At 37.0% G+C, this 24,522-nt stretch carries 14 protein-coding genes; 5 read left to right on the top strand and 9 right to left on the bottom strand.

Annotated elements, in window-relative coordinates; all coding sequences use genetic code 11:
- Nucleotides 1–9: 9 nt before the first annotated feature.
- From C4F50_RS05915 to C4F50_RS05885, 7 genes are all read right to left on the bottom strand, one after another.
- Nucleotides 10–1,218, bottom strand: coding sequence for a glycoside hydrolase family 88/105 protein (locus C4F50_RS05915; RefSeq protein ID WP_228011963.1), 1,209 nt, complete (start codon nucleotides 1,216–1,218; stop codon nucleotides 10–12).
- Nucleotides 1,219–1,224: 6 nt separating this feature from the next.
- Nucleotides 1,225–2,868, bottom strand: coding sequence for a glycoside hydrolase family 43 protein (locus tag C4F50_RS05910; RefSeq protein ID WP_193845486.1), 1,644 nt, complete (start codon nucleotides 2,866–2,868; stop codon nucleotides 1,225–1,227).
- Nucleotides 2,869–3,031: 163 nt separating this feature from the next.
- Nucleotides 3,032–4,681: a DUF5123 domain-containing protein gene (locus C4F50_RS05905; protein WP_193845485.1), complete on the bottom strand. Its 1,650-nt coding sequence runs from the start codon at nucleotides 4,679–4,681 to the stop codon at nucleotides 3,032–3,034.
- 18 nt (nucleotides 4,682–4,699) lie between these two features.
- Nucleotides 4,700–6,589 (bottom strand): RagB/SusD family nutrient uptake outer membrane protein, encoded by a 1,890-nt coding sequence (locus C4F50_RS05900; protein WP_193845484.1) that lies wholly within the window; start codon nucleotides 6,587–6,589, stop codon nucleotides 4,700–4,702.
- A 24-nt stretch (nucleotides 6,590–6,613) separates the two neighbouring features.
- Nucleotides 6,614–9,835, bottom strand: coding sequence for a SusC/RagA family TonB-linked outer membrane protein (locus C4F50_RS05895; protein WP_228011962.1), 3,222 nt, complete (start codon nucleotides 9,833–9,835; stop codon nucleotides 6,614–6,616).
- Between the two features lie 171 nt (nucleotides 9,836–10,006).
- Nucleotides 10,007–10,765 carry a hypothetical protein gene (locus C4F50_RS05890; RefSeq protein WP_193845483.1) on the bottom strand — a complete coding sequence of 253 codons (759 nt, stop codon included), beginning with the start codon at nucleotides 10,763–10,765 and terminating at the stop codon, nucleotides 10,007–10,009.
- A 410-nt stretch (nucleotides 10,766–11,175) separates the two neighbouring features.
- Nucleotides 11,176–15,513, bottom strand: a complete 4,338-nt coding sequence (locus C4F50_RS05885; RefSeq protein ID WP_193845482.1) for a hybrid sensor histidine kinase/response regulator transcription factor — start codon at nucleotides 15,511–15,513, stop codon at nucleotides 11,176–11,178.
- A 293-nt stretch (nucleotides 15,514–15,806) separates the two neighbouring features.
- Here C4F50_RS05885 and C4F50_RS05880 point away from each other — a divergent pair, with 293 nt between their 5' ends.
- Together C4F50_RS05880 and C4F50_RS05875 are read left to right on the top strand one after the other, a co-directional pair.
- Nucleotides 15,807–18,422 carry a beta-glucosidase gene (locus C4F50_RS05880; RefSeq protein WP_193845481.1) on the top strand — a complete coding sequence of 872 codons (2,616 nt, stop codon included), beginning with the start codon at nucleotides 15,807–15,809 and terminating at the stop codon, nucleotides 18,420–18,422.
- 43 nt (nucleotides 18,423–18,465) lie between these two features.
- The gene (locus tag C4F50_RS05875; RefSeq protein WP_193845480.1) at nucleotides 18,466–20,151 is read left to right on the top strand and encodes a sodium/sugar symporter; all 1,686 of its coding nucleotides are present in this window, start codon (nucleotides 18,466–18,468) and stop codon (nucleotides 20,149–20,151) included.
- Between the two features lie 163 nt (nucleotides 20,152–20,314).
- Here the strand turns inward: C4F50_RS05875 and C4F50_RS05870 are convergent, their stop codons facing one another.
- Both C4F50_RS05870 and C4F50_RS05865 read right to left on the bottom strand, forming a co-directional pair.
- A complete protein-coding gene (locus C4F50_RS05870; RefSeq protein WP_083572263.1) occupies nucleotides 20,315–20,740 on the bottom strand; it encodes a DUF2141 domain-containing protein in 426 nt (141 codons plus the stop codon).
- A 19-nt stretch (nucleotides 20,741–20,759) separates the two neighbouring features.
- Entirely contained in the window at nucleotides 20,760–21,818 is a 1,059-nt protein-coding gene (locus C4F50_RS05865) for an NAD-dependent epimerase/dehydratase family protein (protein ID WP_193845479.1), read from the bottom strand.
- 215 nt (nucleotides 21,819–22,033) lie between these two features.
- Between C4F50_RS05865 and C4F50_RS05860 the strand changes: the two genes are divergently transcribed.
- The 3 genes from C4F50_RS05860 to C4F50_RS05850 all read left to right on the top strand — a co-directional run bounded on the left by C4F50_RS05860 (nucleotide 22,034) and on the right by C4F50_RS05850 (nucleotide 24,521).
- Nucleotides 22,034–22,585, top strand: a complete 552-nt coding sequence (locus tag C4F50_RS05860; RefSeq protein ID WP_193845478.1) for a TetR/AcrR family transcriptional regulator — start codon at nucleotides 22,034–22,036, stop codon at nucleotides 22,583–22,585.
- Between the two features lie 251 nt (nucleotides 22,586–22,836).
- A complete protein-coding gene (locus C4F50_RS05855; RefSeq protein WP_193845477.1) occupies nucleotides 22,837–23,301 on the top strand; it encodes a hypothetical protein in 465 nt (154 codons plus the stop codon).
- Entirely contained in the window at nucleotides 23,301–24,521 is a 1,221-nt protein-coding gene (locus tag C4F50_RS05850) for a hypothetical protein (RefSeq protein WP_193845476.1), read from the top strand. Before C4F50_RS05855 ends, C4F50_RS05850 begins: the two co-directional genes overlap by 1 nt.
- Nucleotide 24,522 lies beyond the last annotated feature (1 nt).

Below are 24,522 nucleotides of genomic sequence, written 5' to 3'. Positions count from 1 at the left end.
TTTGATACGTTATTTTTTGTCTAAAACCAGCTGCAGTTCGATTCCTGCCATAATAAAAGGACCAACGGCTTTTGCATCATCTTCTCTAATGGGTTCTGAAATATAGTATTCAAATGAACCGTCGCGATCCTGAGGATTTTTCCCCCCTAATCCAGCCACGGCGCAGCATTTGGTTATCGAAATGGTTCCATCGGGATTTTCTTTTATGAATTGTTTCTGAATTCCTTTAAAACCAATTTCTGCCGATTTAAGAAATTTTTTATCTACATAACCTTTGTTATAGGCTTTGGCAAACGAATACACAAACATGGTGGAACAGGTAGATTCTAAATAATTGCCTTTTCGTGCCGGCTGATCCATTACCTGCTGCCATACTCCTGTTTTAGAATCCTGTGCTTTTAGAACAGCCTGATAAACCTTTTGAAGGATCTTTATCAAATCTTTTCTCTTTGGATGATTTTCAGGAATATAATCCAGAATATCTACCAATGCCATGCAGTACCAGCCCTGCGCACGCCCCCATACATGCGCAGAAGTTCCGGTATTTTTATTGGCCCAGAATTGCGCTCGTTTTTCATCATAACCATGAAAATTAAGGCCGGTTTTAGGGTCGTACGTGTGTTTTTGAATAAGTTCTGCCTGCAAAATGGCATCGTCAATTGCTTTTGAATCATTAAAAACAAATCCGTATTGGGCAGAAAAAGGATCAGCCATATAAACGCCATCGAGCCACATCTGCCACGGATAACTTTTTTTGTGCCAGTAACCGCCGTCAGAATTTCTGGGATGTGTTTCTAATTGTTTGTGCAGCATGTCTATGGCGGTTTTATATCTCATATCGCCCGTTTTTCTGTAAATCTCAAAAAGAATTTTACCTGAATTGACTAAATCGAGACTGTACTTTTCGAGTTCGTAACCGCCGCCAATTTTTCCTTCTTTATCAATAAGCTGTTCTGCGTATGAAAGTCCGTAATCGTAATATTTTTGTTCTTTGGTATAATCGTATAATTTTTGATTGGCCAGCGTTACTAAACCGTTGGTATAATTCCATTTTGGGAATTTCACTCCATCCAGAAACACCGGATTCGGAACCCGTTTTTGATCTGAATCAGCCATTTTTTCTGCCCATTCGATTGGTGTTAGATCTAATTTGGATTGTCCAAACGAAACAAAACAAGCCAATAAAACAAGTGCGCAATATGTTATTTTATGAGTCATAATTTCTTAATTTTCTTCTACCCTAAACCAATCATAATCGGCGTAACTGCTGTCATTTACAGCTTTAGTTCCCGAAGCAAAAAGACCAATTTTGGCCCCAACCCATCTTCCTGCAGCCGGCTTGAATGAGTCACCTAATTTTTTAAACGTTTTTCCGTCAATGCTGTAGTAAAAAGTTACCCGGGCATCAAATGGTTCTTTCTTCTGGATCATTTCTACTTTGGCGCGAAGCTGTACTTCTTTTTTATTAATTGAGACCGTTGCGATTTCTTTTTCGCCTTCTTTAGATGTTCGGGCATTTTTCAGTAATCGCTGCACCAGGATCAGGTTTCCGGTTTTATCCTGTTCAATTGCGATATAGGCATAGTCTTCGCCAAATACAATCAAACCTGAGCTGCTGACTCCGGCATCAGGATTTTTTTCGAACGTAAGTTTTGCTGTTGCTGTAAAATTGGCACCTGGAAATTTTTGCAGTAAAAGATTGGGCATCATCCACATGGTTTTTGAATTTTCATCGCGCGGAACGCAGTTTAAACGCATAAAACCCAAATTTGCCGATGACCAGCCCCAATGTTTACCGGGATCCTGATTGGCCTGCCACTGCCATTGCAGCCCCAATTGGTGCGTGTTAAATTCATCCGAAGAAATCAAAGGAGTTGCGGGATACGTTTTTCCTACGTTGGGTTTTGTCCACTCCAGTACAGGTTCTCCAATTCCGTCTTTATCAGGATCTACGCCCATAATTGGCCAGTTGTCTTTCCACGTAACCGGCTGCAGGTTCACCACACGTCCGTATGCCCAGCGGTCCTGAAAATGTATGAACCATCCGTCGCCATTAGGCGTTTCGATGTAACCGCCCTGATGAGGACCGTTCATTGGTGTATTTCCCTGATGCAGCACCACTTTAGATTCATAAGGTCCCCAGACATTTTTGGAACGCATTGCTAACTGCCATCCCGGTTTTACACCTCCGGCAGGAGCCATAATCCAGTAAAAACCGTCGCGTTTGTACATTTTAGAGCCTTCAACGGTTGTGTGACCATTGTGTCCGTCAAAAACCAATGCGGGATTTCCTATTAGTTTAGTACCATCTGGTGCAAGTTCAGATAACATTAGAACCGTTTTTACATTGGCACGGCTTCCTGCAAAAGCATACGACAAATACGCTTTTCCGTCTTCATCCCAAAACGGACAGGTATCTATAATTCCTTTGGCTTCTTTTACCAATACGGGATTTTCCCAAGTTCCCGCAGGATCTTTGGTTTTAACCATATAAATTCCGAAATCAGGATCGCCCCAGTAAATAAAATATTCCCCGTTATGATATCGAATAGACGGCGCCCAGACACCATCGCCGTGACGAACGGTGCGATAATGTTCTACAGGAAATTGATTTTGTAATGCATATCCAACCAATTCCCAATTTACCAGGTCTTTTGAATGAAGAATAGGAAGCCCGGGAATACTATTAAAACTGGAAGCAGTCATATAATACCCCTCTTTACCTGCACATACATCAGGATCTGAATAATCTACATGTAAAATAGGGTTCTTATATTTTCCGTTTCCTAAATCAGCATTCCAGCCTTGGGCTTCTGCTCCGGAGTACCATAGCAAGCTTAGCGAAAGCAGTAATTGTTTGAATTTCATTTTTTAATTGATTTTAATATTCATATATAAAATACCACAGCTTTGAATTCTGTGGTATTTTAAAGTTTAGTTCATTTTAATTTTGAGGATTTTAATAACAGTACATTGAAGTATCCCAACCACAAGGATACTTCTGTACTGAACTTAAACAATTAACCAATTCTTATGGAAGCCATCTGGTGTCTCCCACTCTATTTGTAACAATTGGAGAATTTGAATTTTTAATCATCAAATTTCCGTTTGCAGGATCAACAAATAAATTTTGTGCGCTGATGCCTAATTCAACTCCCTGAATGCCTGCGGCTCCCAGCAGATAATCTGTCGTGGTGTAATTATTGCCGTAGGTCGTTGGCGTATTTGCGGCTATTGCCTGAATCACTTTTCCTGTCGCAGATGCTAATAATACATTTTTAAAGACTAAAGTAGATCCTACTGCGGCAGGGATATTTATAAGCGATCTGTTGTACGCATAATCGTAAATCGTAATGTTTTGATACTCTAAATAAATAGGATAAGCCGATGTGCCGTAATCGAATAAGTTTTTAAAGTTTCTATTTTTATCTGTGGTTTGATAGTAATCTCTCATAAAAGTACAATTCGAGAAAACGGCTCTTTTTACATTATCTGCTCCGGCAGAACCAAAGGCAAATGTTCCGTAAGGCCCTGTGTGTCCTCCTACCTGATCAAACGTACAATAGCTCATATCCAATTCTCCTATTTCTTTATATTTTCCGTTACCCTGATGTCTCCAGAAACCACGTTTGAAATAATTGAAAACACAGTTATAGAAAGTAATTTTTTCTATACGCCATGCAGTACCGCTGTTAAAGAAATAGCCGGCATCTATAGTCTGGTAGAATCGGATATTTTCGAAAGCCAGAGAAGAAAGGTACGATCCTTCTGAAATATTCCAGTTTCCGTTCATTTCGATTTGAGGACGTTCTCCCTGCGTTCCTCCCGTGAGTTTAAATCCTTTTGAAATCGTAAATGGTGTAATTTTAAATAATGAACCTGCTTCCAGGAAATATTCTGTTCCTTCGGGCACGGTTGGATCGTCGTTATTGTTGCGAAGCAAGGCATCTAAATCCATTCCTTTGGTTACAATAATAGTAGCTGCTGATGGCCCGGCAGAACGGAAAGAAACCTGATTGTACGGCTTGTCATATCGTCTTGGTTTATTATTATCGAAAATATTGACATTGTACAAGGTGTTTTTTTCTAATCCTTCGACCTTGGCTTCTCCCTGACTCATTTCTTCAGGAGTTAATTTACGGCCAATAGCTGCGATTTCAGCAGACTGCGCCGGTTCAATAGAAATACTGTCAACCGGATTTTTTGAAGAAACAGTCCATTTTACCGTTACATCTGTTTCGGTAATATTTACTTTTTCTATAGGCTGTAATATAGCGTCAAATGCAGGTCGGTCTTCTGTTAAAGCGTTTGTATACGCCCATTGTGAATTATGTCCGCTTGAACTGCTGTTTGATCGTAATCGTATGTAAAACTGTGTTTTATACGGGATATCATCCATTAAAAGCTGTGTATCTGTCGTAGTATAACTCTTGTACAAACTTTTGTAATAGTTGTCTAAATGCAGTTCTACGGTGTAGGAAACGGCATCGTTTACTTTGTACCAGACAACAGCGATAGAATTACTTTTTACCAATGGAGCCTGAAGCACAAATTTGGGCTGAAATAAATCTTGCTCAGCTTTGTATTTAAATTCGTCTGACTCACAAGATATTAACATTTCACCACAGACAATTAAGCCTATAAAGGATAAAATAGAAACTAGTATTTTAAAATTTTTCATACTGTACTTGATTTAAAATTAAAAACCATAATGATTTTGAATGGCTCCTCGATGATCTGTGATTACTTTTGACGGATAAGGACATAAATAACGCAATGGATCTGTTGGAGATACTGACGACGCATTATTGTAGTTTATAAATCCTCTAAAGCTCCATTTGATGTCGTTTCTTGGTTCGTAACTTAAAGTTTCATTGTTTAATGCATACCAGCTTACGGCAAAAGGCAGTTCTGTATAACCAGCCGGACGCGCCTGAAGGATTTCGTCGATACCTTTTATGTCTAGAATTGTTCTGCCTGAATTAGCCGGATCCGGAATATTTTTATAGTAAATGCTTCCCGGAACCAGATCTATGCCCGGTACATAAGCACCGTTTGCAACACGGCCCCAGTTGAGTAATTTATAATACTGATTGTAGATTACTTCGCTGAATTTGTTCCATCTTGCCAAATCGAATTTACGCTTGCTTTCTCCCCCAAATTCCCATTTGCGTTCGTCCATAATGGCTTTAAAAAACGCATCAGGCGACGATTTCGACATTACATAGTTATCTACTTTAACCGCCCATTCTGACTGCGCAAAAGCTCTTCGGCGCACGCGTCTTAAACATTCCTGAGCATCTTCGCGCGGGCCAAAACGTTCGTTTACTGCTTCGGCATACATTAATAATACATCTGCAAATCGCATCCAGGAATAATTTACACCGGTTCCTTTGGCACTGGTGCTTCCTAATGGATCTTTCATGGATAATTTTGACCATTTTCCAACTGCTAAACGAGCTAAATCCAAACGAATTAACTGATTTAAGTTTTGATCGTAGGAAAGCGGTGCGCATGTAATATCTCGTCGCAAATCTTTATTATCAAATGAATAAAGATATTCGCCGCATAAGCTTAAAGTTCCGGATGCGCCTCCGTATGGATGCGTTCCTTCAAGAATTGGAATTCCAACAAAATAGCCATATTCTCCAGATGAGTTCTTTAACATTGGAATTGAAAAAATCACATCGTCATTTACAGGAGTTTCCCAGTTGTTTTGTTTTACCCAAAACTCGCTGAAGCTCAGTTTTAAATCGTGCTGCCTTCCCTGAATTACTTTATCCAGGTATTGAATAGCGATATCATAATACTGTTCATGATTTGTGCCTCTTTCCATGTGGCCGATGCTTGCCGGATTTCCTTCGTCAGGACGCAGTGTCCAGCCTCCGCGTGTTAAAGCCAGTAAACCAATCAAACTTTGGTTAAAACTTCTTGAAGCGCGTTCTACTCCATAATCCAGTTCGCTTGCATTTTTCATGAAAGGCTCAACTGTTTTTAAGTCATCAATTAAAAATTCAAGAATTTTATTTCTATCGGTTAATCCTACAGCAAAATTTTCGTCTCCGGTTGAAGATTTTGTTCTAAAAACCACATCGCCCCAAATACGAATTATATCTAAATACACCATCGCACGAAGTGTTTTAACTTCACCATACAGCTGCATTATATTAGATGGGCCTGACTTGCTGTCTGCTTTGTATAAATCTGAGCCTTCAATTCCTTCGATTACATCATTTGCCGCATTAATGATTTTGTACATGGCGTTCCAGGTAGAATTTAAGGTTGTCCAGTATGGTTTAGGGTCATAACAAGCAATGTCAGATCCGTTTCCGTTTACCGTACTTGTCGCAACACCAGACATTTCTACGTCTGTATTCATATTGAAAACAAAAGCAACTCTGTTAGAATAGGCATCTTCGGCAAGCATAAGCGTATACACACCTGCCACTGCAGATTGTATGTCTTTTTCTGTTCTAAAAACTTCTGCTTCGGTAAAGCCTGATCCAGGCTGTACATCCAGATATTCTTCGCAGGCTGTAAAAGACAGCGCAAAAATTAGCAGAAAACTAAATAATATCTTTTTATTCATCTCTATGTGATTTAATTCGTTTAATTAAAATGAAAGCTGTACACCAAAAGCGTAATTACGTGTTCTTGGATAAGCATTGTAATCAATATTAGGTGTAAGTCCGGTTTCCAGATTTACATCCGGATCGTATCCTGAATAATTGGTCCAAACAAATAAATTGCTTCCTGTAGCGTATAATCTTACTCTGCTTAATCCTATTGCTTTACTTTGTTGTTTTGGAATTGTGTAACCAATACTCAATGTATTTAATCTTAAGAAAGAACCATCTTCAACTGCATACGACATTGCTATAGGACGGCCAATACTTACAGGATTCCACATGGTCGCATTTTCGTTTTGTTTGGCCAGCAGATCCGGCGAATAACGAAGATCGTTCCCCATATCATCATAATTTCTCCAGCGTTTATCCAGTCCTACTTCCATACCAAAATTGTTTTGATTGTTTTGGTAGAAAGAAGTCATCATGATCTTATTGGCATTGTACACATCAAAACCATACATAAAGTTGAAAAAGGCTGTTAAATCAAAATTTTTCCAAACCGCATTTATACCAAACCCTCCAGAAAAATCAGGATTTGTATCTCCAATAACTTTTCTGTCCTTATCACCCACTACATAGCTGTTTGGGTCAGAAGAGTCAACAGGAGTCAGTTTTTTGAACTTAGCATTTCCCGGAACGGGTTCGCCTGAAAGATTTTTGGAGTTGGCTACGCCTTCTTTTAGTTTCCAGGCTCTGGTTACGGCATCAAACGATTCAAAATCATCCATGGTATAAAACCCATCGTTTACAAAACCATAAATCAAACCTTTTGTTCCGCCTACATAAGCACGGTAATCATCGTCATTTAATAATTGTGTTCCTGCCCAGCCCGAACTCAAAATCCATTCCTGCTCACCGCTGGACAGTTTGTCAATTTTGTTTTTATTGTAACCGATATTAAAAGTCAAATCAACCTGAAAATCTTTTTTCTTAATAATACTTCCGTTAAGTGCCAATTCGACCCCCTTGTTAGAAGTTTGTCCAACATTGGTCATCATTTTTGTAAAACCGGAAACCGAAGCAATATCAGAAGGCACTAATAAATCTTTTACTTTATTATAATAGAAATCAAGAGTTCCGGTTAATCTTTCTTTAAAGAAACCAAAGTCAATACCGGCATTTGCCGTATAAGTTGTTTCCCATTTTACATTTGGATTATTAAGATACTGGCTGTTGTAAAAATTATAGTAATACTGATTTTCTTCTCCCCATCCTACAGAACGATCTCTGGAAACACCGTAGTATTTTGCATATAAATCTGCTTTTATTCTATCATTACCAGAGGCTCCATAACTCAAACGAAGTTTTAGATTAGAAACTGTTTCATTATCTTTTAAGAAACTTTCATTAGAAACTCTCCAAGCAAAAGCCCCCGCAGGAAAAACACCCCATCTGTTGTCTGGGCCAAATTTTGTAGAACCGTCTGTACGAACGGTAAACGTAAACAGATAACGATCATCATAACCATAATTGGCTCTTCCAAAAAATGATGCTATTCTATTTGGAGATTCAGCCAGTGAACCGTTATCAAAAGGAGTTCCCAATGCCAGATTATCTAAAGCTTTTGAACCTGAAATGTCATCAGGAAAATAACGGGTGCGGTAAAATTTAGCCGAACTTTCCTGATCTTTTATTTCCTGCCCGATCATTAACTGAAAATCGTGACGCTCTTTTAGTTTGAATCCGTAGTTTAATACGTTATTCAACTGCCAGCGAGGCGACTGTGTCATTGACCAGTATACTACCGGCAGATTATTATTATCTGTGGCGACACGAGTATCTGTTCCATAAAAACGACCGTCTTCATCATATTTATATTCATAACCAAAAGAGGAACGCAGTGTTAATCCTTTTTTAATTGTCCAAGTTAAGGCTCCGGTTGTATTAAAAATTCTTGTAGTACGTTTACGGTAATTTTTTTCTGCTTCTTCAATTGGATTAAAACGAGGTTTAACTTCATAATCTTCAGGATCAAAGTAGGTGTTATCAACTGGTAATGTCATATAGTCTTCCAGACCTGCAGTTGGTGCTTCACGCAAGGCTCTAAGCAGACTTACACCATCTGTACCCGAACCATCTATCGTACGATTGGTTAAACGGGTTTGGTACTCAAACGTAAGATTATCTGTTAACTTAGAATTCAGGATTAAGTAAACATAATTCTGGCGTAATCCTGTTCCCACCAATGCTCCCGGCTGATCCTGATTTACAAAGGTGAATTTGAATTTCGTTTTTTCACTTCCGCCATTTACGTTAATATCTGTATATCTTGCAATTGGGTTACTTCCAAAAATTTCATCCTGCCAATCTGTACCTTTATTTCCTTTATAAATGTATAATTCGCTGGATTTACCGTATGTATTATAAAATGCCGTTGGATTAGAACTGCTCTTACGCGCATTTTCGTACTGCAGCATTACATATTCATAAGGATCCATTACATCTAAGTGATTGGCAAGCGTTTTAATCTGTGTATAATTGTGAATGTTTACTGAAACTTTTCCTGCTTTTGGCACTTTTGTAGTAACGATAATTACTCCGTTAGCACCTCTGGCACCGTAAACAGCTGTTGAAGCTGCGTCTTTTAAAACTTCTACAGATTCGATATCTGTCGGCGGGATATCATTTAGGTTTGCGACCTCAAAACCATCAACTAAAATCAAAGGTGAATTATCCTCGGTAATAGAACCACCTCCACGAATTCTAATCTTTACTTCTGATCCCGGAGAACCATCTACAGTAGTAACCTGAACTCCCGGAAGCCTTCCTGTTAAAGCTTCGGCCACATTTGCGGTTGGTACTTTTGCCAGTTCTGTTCCTTTTATACTCGCAATTGCTCCGGTTAAGTTTTTACGTTTTTGGGTACCGTAACCAATAATCACGACTTCGTTTAGTTCGCTGTTCGATTCTTTCATTTGAACGGTAATTCCCGATGTACGGCCTTTTAAGGCTACGGTCTCATCATTCAGACCAATAAATTTAATTATCAATACTGCGGTTTCGGGATCAGTTACCGAAATGCTGAATTTACCATCAAAATCGGTTACGGTATTTGTGTTTTCATTCTTAACCAAAATTGTCGCTCCGGGAATGAGCCCCATATTATCCCTAACGGAACCTGTTACGGTTACACGTTTCTGAGCATTAGCACTATAGGTCAAAAACAAGACGGCTAAAATGCTCCAGATGTATTTTTTTATCATCATAACTAGAATATTTTTTTATGTAACCAGTCACGGCTTTGGATTTAATACTTACTGTAAAAGTTTTCAATGACGATATTCATCATGATTACTTCATTTGTAAGAGTTTACAAATCCATAAATGACTGCTAAGATATTTTGTTAATTGTCTGAGTTTTTTTTGTAAAAGAGGTACTAAAGCGCGTTTAAAAAGAAACTTACATCAGTTACTTTACTGCCTTCTATTGGAAAAGTTCCTTCTAATTCTTTAGTTTTTACAACCTGCATATTCTGGTCTAAACATTCTATTTTAACCCGAACGTTATTAGCCTCTTCACCGGTTTGAAACAGAACAAAATCATCTGTATAATTAATTCCCCCGTTTGCTGTTGCTTTGCTTCTGGTAACAAACATGTCTTCTTTTACATACGTTCCGTCAGAAACCTTGTAACCGCTTCTTTTTACAGAAACTGTTGTTTTAATGGTGGTATAACTTTTGTCTGCTGTAAGATCTGACGACTTCAAACGCAGCGTTCCTGTCCTCGTGATAATATTCAGCGTAAGCGGTTCTTCAAACGGAGATGCATACGGCATGGCATCTGATAAGTTTACATGCTGGTTTGCCAATGCCGGCTGAGGAACAATCAGTTCGTTTAAATTGACTGGCATAGGAATCATCTGCTCCGGAACATCACTTGCTACTAATTTGTATTTGCCGCTCTCTAAAGAAAAAGGATACAGCGAACTGTAGTTTGCAAAGTAATTTCCATCGTCTTTATAGATAAAAAGCGGTCTTGTCGAAATTCCGACGTTCAGGTTCCAAGGCGTGCCATTTAATTGATAATCTAATGATTTTACGGTGTAACTGTCGTATTTAAGATCATCATTAGAACAGGAAGCCAATACAAAAAGTACTGCCCCCAATGCGAGGAGTATGCTGTTAATTTTCTTCATATCGTATTTATTTTAAAAATGAAGAATTCAACTTTTCAAATCTGCCGCGGCTTAAAAATAGTTTCGCTATGGGTATTGTTAATTGGGTAAGGTTTTTGGTTTGGTTCATAATTTTGGTTTTAGATAGTTAGTTAATTAAGTTAAGATTATGAAGCAAAACTATGTATAGCTATCCTCAAAATGGGGTAAATATTGCTTTTCGAAAAGGGTTAAATCGCTATTTATCACTATAAAATTGACTATTTACCAATTATTCCTTTATTTTTTTATATGATGCAAAAAAATACTCCTAAATAAAAGAACAAATCATAAACAGAAGAAAACAAGACCTTAACGTTCTGCAGCTATTATTTCATAAAAAAACCTCATTACTATTTTGTAATGAGGTTCTTCTCTTTTTAATGCTAATGTTATTTCGATGCTGCATAACGAAACTGCCTGCGATATTCTGCCGGAGTATAATTGTATTTGGCCCTGAAACATTTTCCGAAGTATTTGAGATCATTAAAACCTACTTCAAAACAAACTTCCTTGATCAATAAATCTTCGTTTTTAAGAAGTTCGGCAGCCTCGCTTAAACGCATATCCCGAATGAATACGACGGGCGAAACTCCGGTAATATTTTTAAGCTTATTAAAAAAACTGGCGCGCGACATGCACATTAATTTTCCTAATTCATCAACAGAAAAGTCTGATTTAGAAATGTTTTCTTTTACCAGTTCGATCACCTGAAGCATAAATTTATTGTCTTTTTGGGAAATCTGCAGCGGATTTTCTTCGGCAATTTCGGCGACACTTCCGGTAGAATACAAGCGCTGTAAACGAATACGCTGTTCTAAAACATTTTTGACTCTTGCCTTTAAAAAACTAACGTTAAAAGGTTTTGTGATATAATCATCTGCCCCATATTCCATTCCTTCTAACTTACTTTCAATTGCGGTTTTGGCACTCAGTAAAATAATGGGAACATGGCTTATTGAAAAGTTATTTCGAATAATTTTAAGCATTTCGATACCATCAAGTTCAGGCATCATAATATCACTTATTATAAAATCAGGAGTCAGCTCTGCGGCTTTTAAATGACCTTCAATTCCATTTTCGGCGGTATAAACGCTGTAATCATCCTTTAAAATAGAAACAATAAAACCTCTTAATTCCGGATCATCTTCGACTATTAATCCAACAGGCTTTTCTCTAACGGTTTCTTCTATTATTTCATCTTCTATTAATTCTTCATGAGTTTGATTATCAATTAAATGCTCTTTTGTTTTATCGAATATTATTTCTGTATCATCCGCAAAATGGCTGTATCCTTTTAAAAAGCTGATTGTAAAACTGCTTCCTTTACCCACTTTAGTTTCTACAATAATTTCTGCACCGTGTTTATCAACTGAATCTTTTACAATAGAAAGACCAATTCCCGTACTGGGATTAAAAGGATTTTCGTTGTAATTTGAAAAGCGTACAAACAATTTTTTCTGAACCACAGCGCTAATTCCGGGTCCGTTATCGCTTACTTTTAAATACACATTTTTATCAGATTCTTCAACCCGAACCTCAATTACACTTCCTTTTTTGCAATATTTAAATGCATTAGAAAGCAGGTTTACCAGTATTTTATCCAGATTATCAACATCAGCCCAGATATGCGGTTTGGTATCCGCGGTAATTACTTTCAATTGTATATTGCGCTGCAAGCTGGTTTCTTTAAAATTTTCGCAAACCTCTGTGGCAAATCCGCCTAAATCTATTTCGCGCACTTCGAGTTTTCTGTCCTGCATTCTTCTCAAATCTAAAATCTGATTGACCAGGTTGAGTAATTTATTACTGTACTTTTCAATAACACGAAGCTGCGATTTTACCGAATCGTTTATCTCATGATCTGAAAGCATAACTTCCAACGGCGCCGTAATCATGGTAAGCGGCGTACGAATTTCATGCGATATATCGGTAAAGAAATTTAATTTCAACTCACTCACTTCTTTTTGAACCCGTACATCATTTCGCAGTTTCAAAATGGTCAAAATTCCTCTTCGAATGAGCAAAAACAAACCAACTCCCAGTAAAAAGTAACAGAAATAGGCAAAATAAGTTCCCCAGACAGAAGGCCGAATTGTAATTTTAATCTGTCTCTCGTTGTCCAGCCATAAATTGTGGCCGTTTGTAGAAGATACGATCAAGGTGTAACTTCCTCTGCCCAGATTGGTATAATTTATGGACTGGCCTCCTTTAAGATAATTCCATTCTTTATCAATACCTTCCAGTTTGTAACGGTAGACAATATTTTCATTTTTAATAAAATCTAAAGCAGAAAACTGAACCCTGAAAAAATTCTGATCGTGCTGCAGCGTAACTTCTTTGAGTAAATCGGTATTTTTGGGAGTTTCGGGATTAATTTCGAATAATTCTTTATTGTTTACTAAAAACCCTGAAATCGCCAAATAGGGTTTAAACGTTGAAGGTTTAATGGCTTCGGGTTTAAAATACAATACCCCGTCTGAATATCCCAAAACGATTTCTCCATTTACGAGTCTGCATCTTGTGGCTTCTGAGAAGATTTCTGTCCCAATAATCGACTTCAGTTCCGGAAAAGTTTCGCAGCTGTTATTTTTTGGATCGAACCTTACAATCTGGCTGTCGCCCATAAGCCAGATTTTACCAAATTGATCCTCCTGCATGCCCACAACTCCTTCTAATGGAAACCCAAAATTTTCACTCCAAAAAGTTTTAACGTCTACGTGATCCTGTTTGTCTACACGAACCAAAATCAATCCTTTTCCGTTAGTTGCCAAGGCCAGACGGTTATCTGCAGTAACTATAATATCTAAAATATCGTTTCCGGATGCATGAAAATGTTCTTTAAACTGTATTTTGTCTGCCGGTTTATTGGTAGAAGAAAAAGAAAACAATTTATAAGACGAAATAAAAAAGATTCTATGATCTTTTGTTTCTACAATTGAGCGAACTTTATCTGCGCTTCCGATTGGATAATTTTTCAGTTCGTTTCTATAACTGATAAAACTGATTTTATCGCCCGATTCGCGAATTAAATCAATTCCGCCTCCCCAAGTTCCAAAGTAAATCTGACCATTTGAAGCCTGAAAAATTTTGTAAACATCATCAGAACTAATACTGTATTTATCATCCTTATCGTATTGATAGTGATCTACTTTAAAATTATAGGACTGTGATTTTGGTGTTAAACAAAAAACACCGTTTCCTCTGGTTCCAATCCAAACTCTGTTTTGCGAATCCTGCATCATGCTGTAAATATCCGCTCCCCAGTCCGAACCGCTTTCAGATAAAATACCGTCTGATCCTAAAAAGCCGATTTTTCGTTTTTGAGAATCAAAAATTTCGATTTTTTCATCACGGCTGGCCGCCCAGAGATTGCCTTTATTATCAGTCATCAGACTTCGAACATTGTGTTTTTTACTGCCCGATGTATGCAAGTCTAGAGTTAGGAAGTTACTGTTGTTAAAGGTGATCAAATCTAAGCCCTGTTTAAAAGAACAAAACCAAAGATTGCCTAATTTATCAAACATGGCGGTATGCATAACATCCGAAACCGTTTCTTTTGATTCCTTGATACAACGCATTACAGATGATAATTTGTTCTGTTTTTCATCCCAATAACAAAACGCTCCTTTTGTAGACTGGATCCAGACTGTTCCGTTTGGAGCTGTAAGCAGAAAACTCTTTTGTTTACCAGCGGTTGTAACAGACTCGCTTGCATCTACCTGCAGCTGTTTTAGTTTTCGCGTAAGCAGATCAAACTGAAATACGCCAGACGGACTGTCAAACCAAAATAGTCTTGAACTGGTTAAACCCAGAAAATTAATGCTTTCGTTTACTAAACCCGGAAGTGTTTTTTTGTTGTAGTGCTCAAATTTTCCGGTTTTTATATCATAAAGGCAAAAACCGCTGCCTTTCGTTATAATCAAAACGGTATTGTCTGCCACTGTATTTACAAGCAGAATATCATCTTTGATTCCTAAATCCAAATCAAAAAAAGTACTTGATTTTTTGTTGTATCGGGTAAACTTGCCGCGATCTCCTCCAAACCAAAGATCCTCTTTTGTTTCATCAGCGATATTAAACGAAGATTTTCCGTACTGTCCCGTCATATTCGAAAAGAAATATTCAGGAACTTTGCTCGACTTATTTAACCTGCAGATTCCGGCATCGGTTAAAAACCAGGTTGTTCCAGATTTGTCTTCAAAAACATCTGTAATTTTTCCGAATTGTCTGGCCGAATCAAAAGTAATGCGTTTGGTTTGCTTATTCGGTTCAAAAACAATCATAAAGTTTTTATCTGTGGGAAAAAGCCATGTTCTGCCGGAAGGCATAATCTTAAAATGATCAAAAGTTACAGCGGGCGATTTTCCTTCTATCGGATTGTGAAAATTGAGCTCATTGGTATCAAAATAATAAATATCATTTTTTTCAGACTGAATCCAGATTCGGCCCTGATTATCAAACTTAAATTTAGAGACACGATTTGATTGTATGTTGAGCGAAAGATCTTGTTTTACTTTAAATTTACTAAAAGTATTTCCGTCGTACCGAATTAATCCGTTGAAAGATGCCAGCCAGATAAATCCTTTTTTATCTTGCTGAATGCCCAAAACGCGCGACTGGCTCAGCTTACCATCATTAGAAAAATGGGTAAGAATACCTTTTGGCTGCCCTGTAGAAATGGTGCACATCAAACTAAATAAAACAACGATTATCTTATGCTTCAACATACTTTATTTGTTTTTAACGGAAATGACAAAAATATCAAAATTACGTTCCTAACCTAAAAACGTATCCAGATTTAGCCAAACAGCCTATATTAAATAGTGATTTGTCATCCTTTATTAATTTTTGCAAAATGAACAAAAAATACCCTTAAGCTTTACAACACCCTTTAAATAGCAATTAATCCTAAAGTGAAATAGAGAAACCTATAATTTTGTATTGCTGATTTGTAATTGTCACCAATTCAACATTTCAGAAAAATCTACTAACTATTAAACCAAAATTACCAGATAATTAAATGAAAAAAGTATACAAATTTATGTTTGTGCTAAATTTATTAGCAATAAACACTTTTGCACAGGAAAACCCCGCTTTTAAAAATCCAAATCTGCCTATTGAACAGCGTGTTGATGATCTTGTATCAAGAATGACTATTGATGAAAAAATCAGTCAGCTGATGGATTCTTCGCCTGCGATCGAACGTCTCGGAATTCCCGAGTACAATTGGTGGAACGAATCCTTGCATGGCGTTGCGCGTGCAGGATATGCGACTGTTTTTCCGCAGTCTATTTCAATTGCCTCATCCTGGGACCGTCAGTTAATTTATGATGTGGCCAATGTTATTTCGGATGAAGCGCGCGCCAAACACCACGAGTATTTAAGACGCGGGCAGCATGGTATGTATCAGGGATTAACATTTTGGTCTCCAAACATCAATATTTTTCGTGATCCTCGCTGGGGCCGCGGCCACGAAACCTATGGCGAAGATCCTTATCTAACCAGTCAATTGGGACTTAAATATGTAAAAGGCCTTCAGGGCACAGATCCAAAATATCTGAAAGTAATTGCTACGGCCAAACATTTTGCTGTGCACTCGGGCCCTGAACCCTCCAGACATCAGTTTAATGCAGAAACCAGTGACATTGATCTTTATGAAACGTATCTGCCTGCTTTTCGTGCTTTGGTACAAGAAGGAAATGTATATTCGGTTATGGGCGCTTACAACCGCTTTCGCGGAGAATCCTGCAGTGCGAGTCCATTTTTGTTTAATATTCTTCGAAATGACTGGGGATTTAACGGCTACATCGTATCAGATTGCGGCGCTGTTACAGACATTTGGAAATACCACAAAATAACACCCGATGCTGCCTCAGCATCAGCTTTGGCAGTAAAAGAAGGTCTGGATTTAGAATGCGGCAGCAATTACAAATCGCTAAAAGAAGCGCTGGACCGAAAACTAATTACCGAAGCCGATATTGATCTTACCATAAAACGATTGTTTACCGCCCGTTTTAAATTAGGAATGTTTGATCCTGACGAAATTGTGCCTTATGCCCAGATTCCGTTTTCTGTAAATAATAATGAAGCCCATAGTTTATTGGCCCGTACTGCATCTCAAAAAAGTATTGTGCTTTTAAAGAACCAAAATCAAATATTACCGCTTTCAAAAAAAATCAAAACCGTTGCTGTTATTGGGCCAAATGCCGATGACATTCAATCTTTATGGGGAAATTATAACGGAATTCCGTCTAATCCGGTAACGGTTCTGAAAGGAATTCAAAACAAGCTGGAGCCAGATTCAAAAGTTCTATACGCGCAGGGAACACAGCTTGCGAAAGGAATTCCGGCAATGAAAGTTATTCCGTCTGCTTATTTTCAGAATGCTGAGGGAATTCAGGGCTTAACAGGAGAATATTTTGACAATAGTAAATGGGAAGGAAAACCTCTTTTTACGCGTACAGATCAGAATATCGACTTTCACTGGGATATCGACACGCCAGATCCGCGCATGAAAATAGGCAATTACAGCGTAAGATGGACGGGTTATATTACAGCACCAAAAACGGGAGTTTACAGCATTTCTGAATGGGCAAAACCTTTTATGACGGTTGAAATCGAAACAGGAAAAACATCAGGAGGAAAAAATAATCATCATCCCCGAATTCGATCGCAAAAATTAACTTTAGAAGCAGGAAAAAAATATAAAATAGAAGTAAAATACCAAAACTTTTATGGTGATGCGATTGCACAGCTTTTATGGGCTGAACCCGAAGAAAATCTGCTGGAAAAAGCAGTTGAAACCGCGAAACAGGCAGATGCCGTAATTTTAGTATTAGGACTAAATGAACGATTAGAAGGCGAAGAAATGAAAGTTGAAGCAGCTGGTTTTAACGGCGGAGACCGCACCAATCTTGATCTTCCGGCTAATCAGGAAGAATTGATGAAAGCGATGAAAGCCACTGGAAAACCTGTTGTATTAGTTTTAATAAACGGAAGCGCACTTTCTATAAACTGGGCAAATGATAACATTCCGGCTATTTTAACGGCCGGATATCCAGGCCAGCAGGGCGGAAACGCTATTGCCGATGTGGTATTTGGAGATTATAATCCGGCGGGAAGACTTCCGGTTACGTATTACAAATCGGTAAAACAGCTTCCTGAGTTTGAAAATTATGCCATGAAAGGACGTACTTATCGTTATTTTGATAAAAAACCGCTCTATCCATTCGGATTTGGTTTGAGTTACACCAAATTCAAATACAGCAACTTACAAATTCCTGCCAACACTACTGCCGAAAATGATTTTAAAATAACGGTAGACGTAACAAACATTGGCGGCCGCGACGGCGACGAAGTAGCAGAATTGTATTTGAAAGATGAAAAAGCCTCTACTCCCCGACCAATCTGGCAATTAGAAGGTTTTGAACGTATCAGTTTAAAAAAGGGCGAAACAAAAACGGTTAGTTTTACCATTACACCAAGACAGTTATCGATGATCAACGACAAAAACCAGCTTGTTGTAGAACCGGGATGGTTTACCGTTTCAATTGGCGGCAAACAGCCAGACGGTTCAGCCGATATTCAAACGGGCCGAATCAATATTACAGGAAAAACAATTTTAATGGACAAATAGTTTTTTCCTAATCTACAACTTTACTAACCTAATTTTTATAAAAATGAACCAAAACCTTGCTGTCGCAGATTATGCGGTTTTTATTATTTATTTCATCGTAGTTTCTGTCTACGGTTATACCGTTTACCGCAAACGTAAACAAGACGAACAAGATGCTAAAGCTTATTTTTTGGCCGAAGGAAATTTAACCTGGTGGGCTATTGGTGCATCTTTAATCGCCTCCAATATTTCAGCAGAACAATTCATCGGAATGAGCGGTGAAGGTTTCTTTTTAGGAATTGCAGTAGCTGCCTACGAATGGCTTGCTGCCGTTGCTCTTATTATTGTGGCCGTTTGGTTTATTCCGGTTTATCTTAAAAACAAGATTTACACGATGCCTCAATTTTTAAAAACACGTTACAACGAATCGACTGCTTTGATTATGGCGGTTTTTTGGTTGTTCTTGTATGTTTTTGTAAACTTAACTTCAATTCTTTATTTAGGAGCAGTCGCTATTAACGGACTTGCGGGCGGTGAATACCTCCATGTAATCATGGTTGGATTGGCAGTTTTTGCGCTGTTTATTTCTCTTGGAGGAATGAAGGTTGTAGCGTATACAGACGTTATTCAGGTTGCGGTATTAATTATTGGAGGGCTTGTAACTTCTTATATTGCCCTTACAACAGTAGGACAATATTTTGGCGTAGGCGAAAATGCGATTGCCGGTTTTAAAGTTTTAATGAGAGAAGCTCCAGAACATTTCAAAATGATTATTCCAAAACCAACTGCGAATTCTTCTCAATTGGAAATCGACAAATATTTAACTTTCCCTGGTTTGATGTCTTATCTTGCCGGTATCTGGATTATCAACTTAAACTATTGGGGCTGTAACCAATACATTACGCAAAGAGCCCTTGGTGCCGATTTACAAACGGCTCGTACCGGAATTTTATTTGCAGGTATGCTGAAGTTATTAATGCCGTTAATTGTAATGCTTCCCGGAATTGCGGCTTACGTTTTATACAAAGACGGACATTTACCTCAGTTAGTGGGCGGAAAAGACGGCGCTTATTCTGCTGTATTGACTTTCTTGCCAACAGGATTAAAAGGACTTTCTGTAGCGGCTTTAACAGCTGCTATCGTAGCTTCTTTGGCTGGAAAAGTAAACAGTATCTCTACAATCTACACCTTAGATATTCATAAAAAATACATCCAGAAAGAAGCGGGAGAAAAACAACAGGTAAATATTGGCCGTCTTGCGGTTTTTGCAGCAATGCTTTTAGCAGTATTATTTACATGGAATGATATCTTAGGAATCGGCGGTGTTGGTGGTTTCACTTATATTCAAAAATATACAGGATTCATCAGCCCTGGAGTTTTTGCTATGTTCTTCCTTGGAATGTTCTGGAAAAGAACAACCGGAACTGCGGCAATTGTGGGTGTAATTCTTGGATTTGTATTGTCTGTATTGTTTAACGAATATGCTCCAATGTTATTCGGAAACGAAACTTTATTATACACAGCTTATCCTAACGGAAAAGGCGCATTCGAAATTCCGTTCCACATTTGTATGGGATTATCATTTTTCTTTACCATGCTGGCCATGATTCTAATCAGTTTCGCCGGACCAAAAGTGAATCCAAAAGCGTTTGAAATAGACTCTGAAATGTTTAAAGTAAAACCACAAACTACCGTTTTAATCGTAATTACATTATTGATTATTGTAGCTTTATATGTGAAATTCTGGTAATACCTTTTTCAAAAAATTTCTTTAAATCATTCATAAAATGATTTGTAAATTATAAACTAGACCTTACAAAGCCAAAAGGCGCCAATTGAAGACAATTGGCGCCTTTTTTATACCTAATCAGATAACTAAAAACTTACGTTTATGCTGCGGGGCTCACCCTTTCCTATTTAACAATCAATGCAATACTGGTTTTAGCATACTGGTTAACTGCAATTTTCACCTCATCAAAATCAGGTGCTGAGAGTTTGGGTTTGTAATTTTTAGAAAATCCAAATCCTTCTGTTGGATAACCAATCATATTTCTATCACATTTTCCGTTATTATTCAGGTCTTGATAAACCGCAATAGCATAATCGCCATCCGGCAGGTTTTTGAACGTGTAGACCACTTTATTTTCTGCCGCTTTTACTTTTGCGGTGGCAATCTGTGACTCATTATCAAGAAAGCCTTTCTCTTTATCGTACAATCCAAAAAAAACAGATCCTTTGCCGGGTTCCACGCCCGTTACTTCAACGCTGAAATTATGTTGGGCAAAAAGTGCTGAATTAACTGTTACAAGTACTATCAAGCTTATCATTTTAATTTTCATAAGTAATATTATTTACGATTTACAATAGAACCTTTTCCAGCTCCTCTTTCTCTAATGGGTTAAAAAAGTGATTCATTTTTTTTACATTCCCTTTTTTAAAGGCCTGATAGGGTTCTGATTGTGAGAGCAGCCATTTTTTTATCATACTTTTAAAAATGAAGGTGATTCCTTTTTGGAGAGGATGAATTTTCTGGCGGACCATCTCGAAATAATCGTTCAAATTTTGCTGTCGAAAACCTAGAATATTATCTAAATCTTCACCATCTTTTAAAATCCCGCAGTGAAAATTTTTCTCTGCAAACGCCTTTTGTGGAAAATCAGCTTCGCCTAAGCCAAATTCAGCAAACATTTTGTCCAGAAAAGATCCATAAGTAATAACACAATCCTCTCCCCCTCCCAAGTTGAATATTTGCTTCTCTAGTCTTTTTTGGTTTTCAACTGCTTTAGCAAAAGCTCTGCCCGTATCTTTTGGCGTGCAGATTTCCATTGGCGTATCCAGCGGCATGTGAAACATCAATTTGGATATCTTATGGTTCCCCATAATTGCAGCGAGACGAAAAATACTCCATGATAATTTGGATTTTGCAATCAACGACTCACACAACACCTTTGTTTCGCCATACTGATCACCGGGACTGGGCTGTAAAACATCATTGATACTGATCTCAGGATTCTTCATCCGATCACCATAAACTGAAATACTGGAACTAAAAATCAAATAACAATCCGGTGAATTCTGCTCTAAAGCGTAAATAAGATTTTCGGTCCCTCTCACATTGACACTGTAAGCCATCTCCGGATTTATATCTGCAAGAGGTGGAATAACCGCTGCTAAATGGATCGCTGCATCTTTATTTTGGGTAACTTTCAGCACTTCTTCTCTATTGCTGATGTCTCCATAAATAATCTCTACATGAGATCGAAAGGGAGCCAGTTTTTTTACCGAATTTTGGGTTTTTAGATCAAAAACCGTTATTTCATAATCCATATGCTCAACCAGATGCTGCAATGTTTCAATTCCTACAGTTCCAGAGGCACCCGTCAGCAGTATTTTTTTTCGTAATATCTTATTTTCCATTTTTTTTAAAATTTAACATTAGTCTTTTCAATCCGCTTAAATTTTGATTAAAAAGCTATATTTGTTATACAATATGTTCAGTATTTAACGTTGTGTTCTTTTTTGATCACTACGTAAAACTATTAAAGAAGAATGTATCTACTGTTTCAAAAAAGGTTGCTGCTGTTCATTAGCGAACAAAGACTACTGCTTTTGTAGCGTATGTAAAATAATTTATGATGGATTTAAGAAAAGACAGAAGGGTTCAGTATACTAAAAAAATATTGCGTGAGGCATTATTTATTTTACTGAACGAGAGAGAATTGAGCGAAATAACCATAACCGAACTGTGTAAAACAGCCGATGTCAACCGCAATACATTTTATCGGCATTATACTATTCCGCTGGATATACTGCTTGAAATAGAAGAAGATGTTTTTGAAAAACTCTCAGTGGTTTTGCGTAAAAGCACCAATATGGATGATGTGATACTGCTCAGCTGCCAGTTACTGGAAAGCGACAAGCAGATGAGTAAAATTGTGTTTACCAAAGCGGATGGAAGCGGAATTCTATCGCGAATCCTGACAAGTGTCCGGAATAATTTTCCAGTTGAAAATCAAATAGAACTTACTGAAGAAGCGAAGCCTTTTGTTGAAATGGCCTACCAATTTGGCGAAAAAGGAAGTATTGCTGTCATCAAAAACTGGATCGAAAATGATTTCTCTATTCCTGCTGAAAGTATTGCACAAATGATAAGTTATCTGGTAAATAAGCTCAATAAATTATAGCCATTTTTATTCCTGTTACTGATAACAACTAAAATTACAAAAGTACAGAATGATCATTTCATTTTAGATTTGTTTATAGTTCATTTTTTGCTCATACGTCCCAACCTTTTAAACCAAATCGACATCTATAATAAAAAGAAAGATTAATACTTTCGGATATGACATTTAAGAAAGTCATTTTTTATTTTTATACTTTTAACTATCGTTTTTGGCAGTACATTACTTCAGACCTATAAAACCAAAATTATATCATGAGAAAAACAATCTTACTTATTTTATTTTTTATCACTACAATCTCCTTTGCGCAGACAAAGGTAATAGCCCACAAAAGCCACAGTGGTTCTAAAAGTACGTTTTCAAAAGCGTACAAGAAAAATTTGTTCGATATTAGAAATTCTAATTTTGGATTGAGTACACATCACATTGTTATTTTAGATACTGTTATTGCTATTGATAAATCTCATTGCATATTAAAAATGAGGGTTTCAATTAATGAGTATACAGAACACCAAAAAAGTAAGTATGAGAATTTAGATAATTATAAAGATTTACGTGACTCAGACTTTAGATATAAAACCAAAATAATAAGTGATAGTTTATTTAACAAAAAGAACTCAGTCGATTATATAAAACTTGCACCTCCATACAGATACCCACTCTATTTTGTGAATCCTATACGAAGTGTAGTTTTTATAGGTTTTAAAAAACCCTTTTAATGAAAAGAATTGAAGATTTCGTTTATCAGGGAGCATTATTGTTTGCTTTTTTAGGAATTGTATTTATCCCCTTCTCTTTCCAATATTCTAGTATTCAATCTGTAATAACCAAACTGTTATTTCAGGATTTGATCACTAATACTGTCGAAAAAATGGGCAATATTATGATTTCAAACCCTGAAATCACATCAGATTCAACAACTTTTTATGGTCTGTTATTTATTTTACTTATTCTGTCCTTCCTTTTAACAATAATATTTCCACTTTTTAATTTTTGGAAAATCCATAGAAATCAAATTAATAAGGTATTTCAAATCGTTTTATCCTATTATTTGGCCTGCGTAATGCTCAAATATGGTTTTGACAAAATCTTTAAAGTCCAGTTTTATCTTCCAGAACCCAATACGCTGTATACTCCATTAGGAATGTTAGATAAAGATATTTTGTTTTGGAGCACAATGGGAACCTCCTTTTCTTATAATGTTTTTATGGGGTTAATGGAAGTGATTCCAGCCTTAATGCTTTTTTACAGCAAAACCAGAACTTTGGGTTTGTTTATTCTTTTTGGCGTTTTGACAAATGTAGTTTTCGTCAATTTCGGATTTGATATTTCGGTAAAATTATATTCTTTATTTCTACTACTGATTTGCTTTGTATTGCTTTTTCCAAATTTAAAAAAGATCATTCAGTTTTTTGCATCAAATAATCCAACAGCATTATCTCAACTTTCAGGATCTGATTTAATTGTTTCAAAGTCAGTACGATTTAGTGTAAAGGGAATTGTTATTTTTTTCATATTTATAGAAGTATTATTTCCCAGCTTTCAACAGCATAATTTTAATGATGACACTATTTCCCTGATTCCGTTTCACGGTGCCTATGAAGTTGTAAAAATAAAAAATGATGAAACGCATCAAAACGCAATTAATCTCCAAATAAAACGCATCTTTATTCATAAAAACAATTATCTTATTTTTCAGTATACCGATGATACAATGGAAGATTTTTACTTGAAAATTGACGAAACCAGAAATCAATTCACTTTAATAAATTATGACGGCACAAAAATAAAATTACAATACAACTACTCACAGACTTCAAAAACGCTGCAAATTCTTTTACCAGAAATGGGTATTGTTATCTATACAAAAGTATTGCCTTGGAAAAAACTTCCGCTATTACAGCCTCTTTTCCATTGGACAGTTGATGAGATTCATTAAA

Source organism: Flavobacterium hungaricum (assembly GCF_015182285.1).
Classification (GTDB): Bacteria; Bacteroidota; Bacteroidia; order Flavobacteriales; family Flavobacteriaceae; genus Flavobacterium; species Flavobacterium hungaricum.
Note: the sequence above shows the minus strand (reverse complement) of the source record. Positions and strands in the feature narration are given on the sequence as shown.

Coding starts and splice junctions, on each gene's coding strand:
- C4F50_RS05905 (WP_193845485.1), bottom strand. CDS start 4,681: ATGAAAAATTTTAAAATACTAGTTTCTATTTTATCCTTTATAGGCTTA.
- C4F50_RS05850 (WP_193845476.1), top strand. CDS start 23,301: ATGAAAAGAATTGAAGATTTCGTTTATCAGGGAGCATTATTGTTTGCT.
- C4F50_RS05875 (WP_193845480.1), top strand. CDS start 18,466: ATGAACCAAAACCTTGCTGTCGCAGATTATGCGGTTTTTATTATTTAT.
- C4F50_RS05860 (WP_193845478.1), top strand. CDS start 22,034: ATGATGGATTTAAGAAAAGACAGAAGGGTTCAGTATACTAAAAAAATA.
- C4F50_RS05910 (WP_193845486.1), bottom strand. CDS start 2,868: ATGAAATTCAAACAATTACTGCTTTCGCTAAGCTTGCTATGGTACTCC.
- C4F50_RS05915 (WP_228011963.1), bottom strand. CDS start 1,218: ATGACTCATAAAATAACATATTGCGCACTTGTTTTATTGGCTTGTTTT.
- C4F50_RS05870 (WP_083572263.1), bottom strand. CDS start 20,740: ATGAAAATTAAAATGATAAGCTTGATAGTACTTGTAACAGTTAATTCA.
- C4F50_RS05865 (WP_193845479.1), bottom strand. CDS start 21,818: ATGGAAAATAAGATATTACGAAAAAAAATACTGCTGACGGGTGCCTCT.
- C4F50_RS05855 (WP_193845477.1), top strand. CDS start 22,837: ATGAGAAAAACAATCTTACTTATTTTATTTTTTATCACTACAATCTCC.
- C4F50_RS05900 (WP_193845484.1), bottom strand. CDS start 6,589: ATGAATAAAAAGATATTATTTAGTTTTCTGCTAATTTTTGCGCTGTCT.
- C4F50_RS05880 (WP_193845481.1), top strand. CDS start 15,807: ATGAAAAAAGTATACAAATTTATGTTTGTGCTAAATTTATTAGCAATA.
- C4F50_RS05890 (WP_193845483.1), bottom strand. CDS start 10,765: ATGAAGAAAATTAACAGCATACTCCTCGCATTGGGGGCAGTACTTTTT.
- C4F50_RS05885 (WP_193845482.1), bottom strand. CDS start 15,513: ATGTTGAAGCATAAGATAATCGTTGTTTTATTTAGTTTGATGTGCACC.
- C4F50_RS05895 (WP_228011962.1), bottom strand. CDS start 9,835: ATGATGATAAAAAAATACATCTGGAGCATTTTAGCCGTCTTGTTTTTG.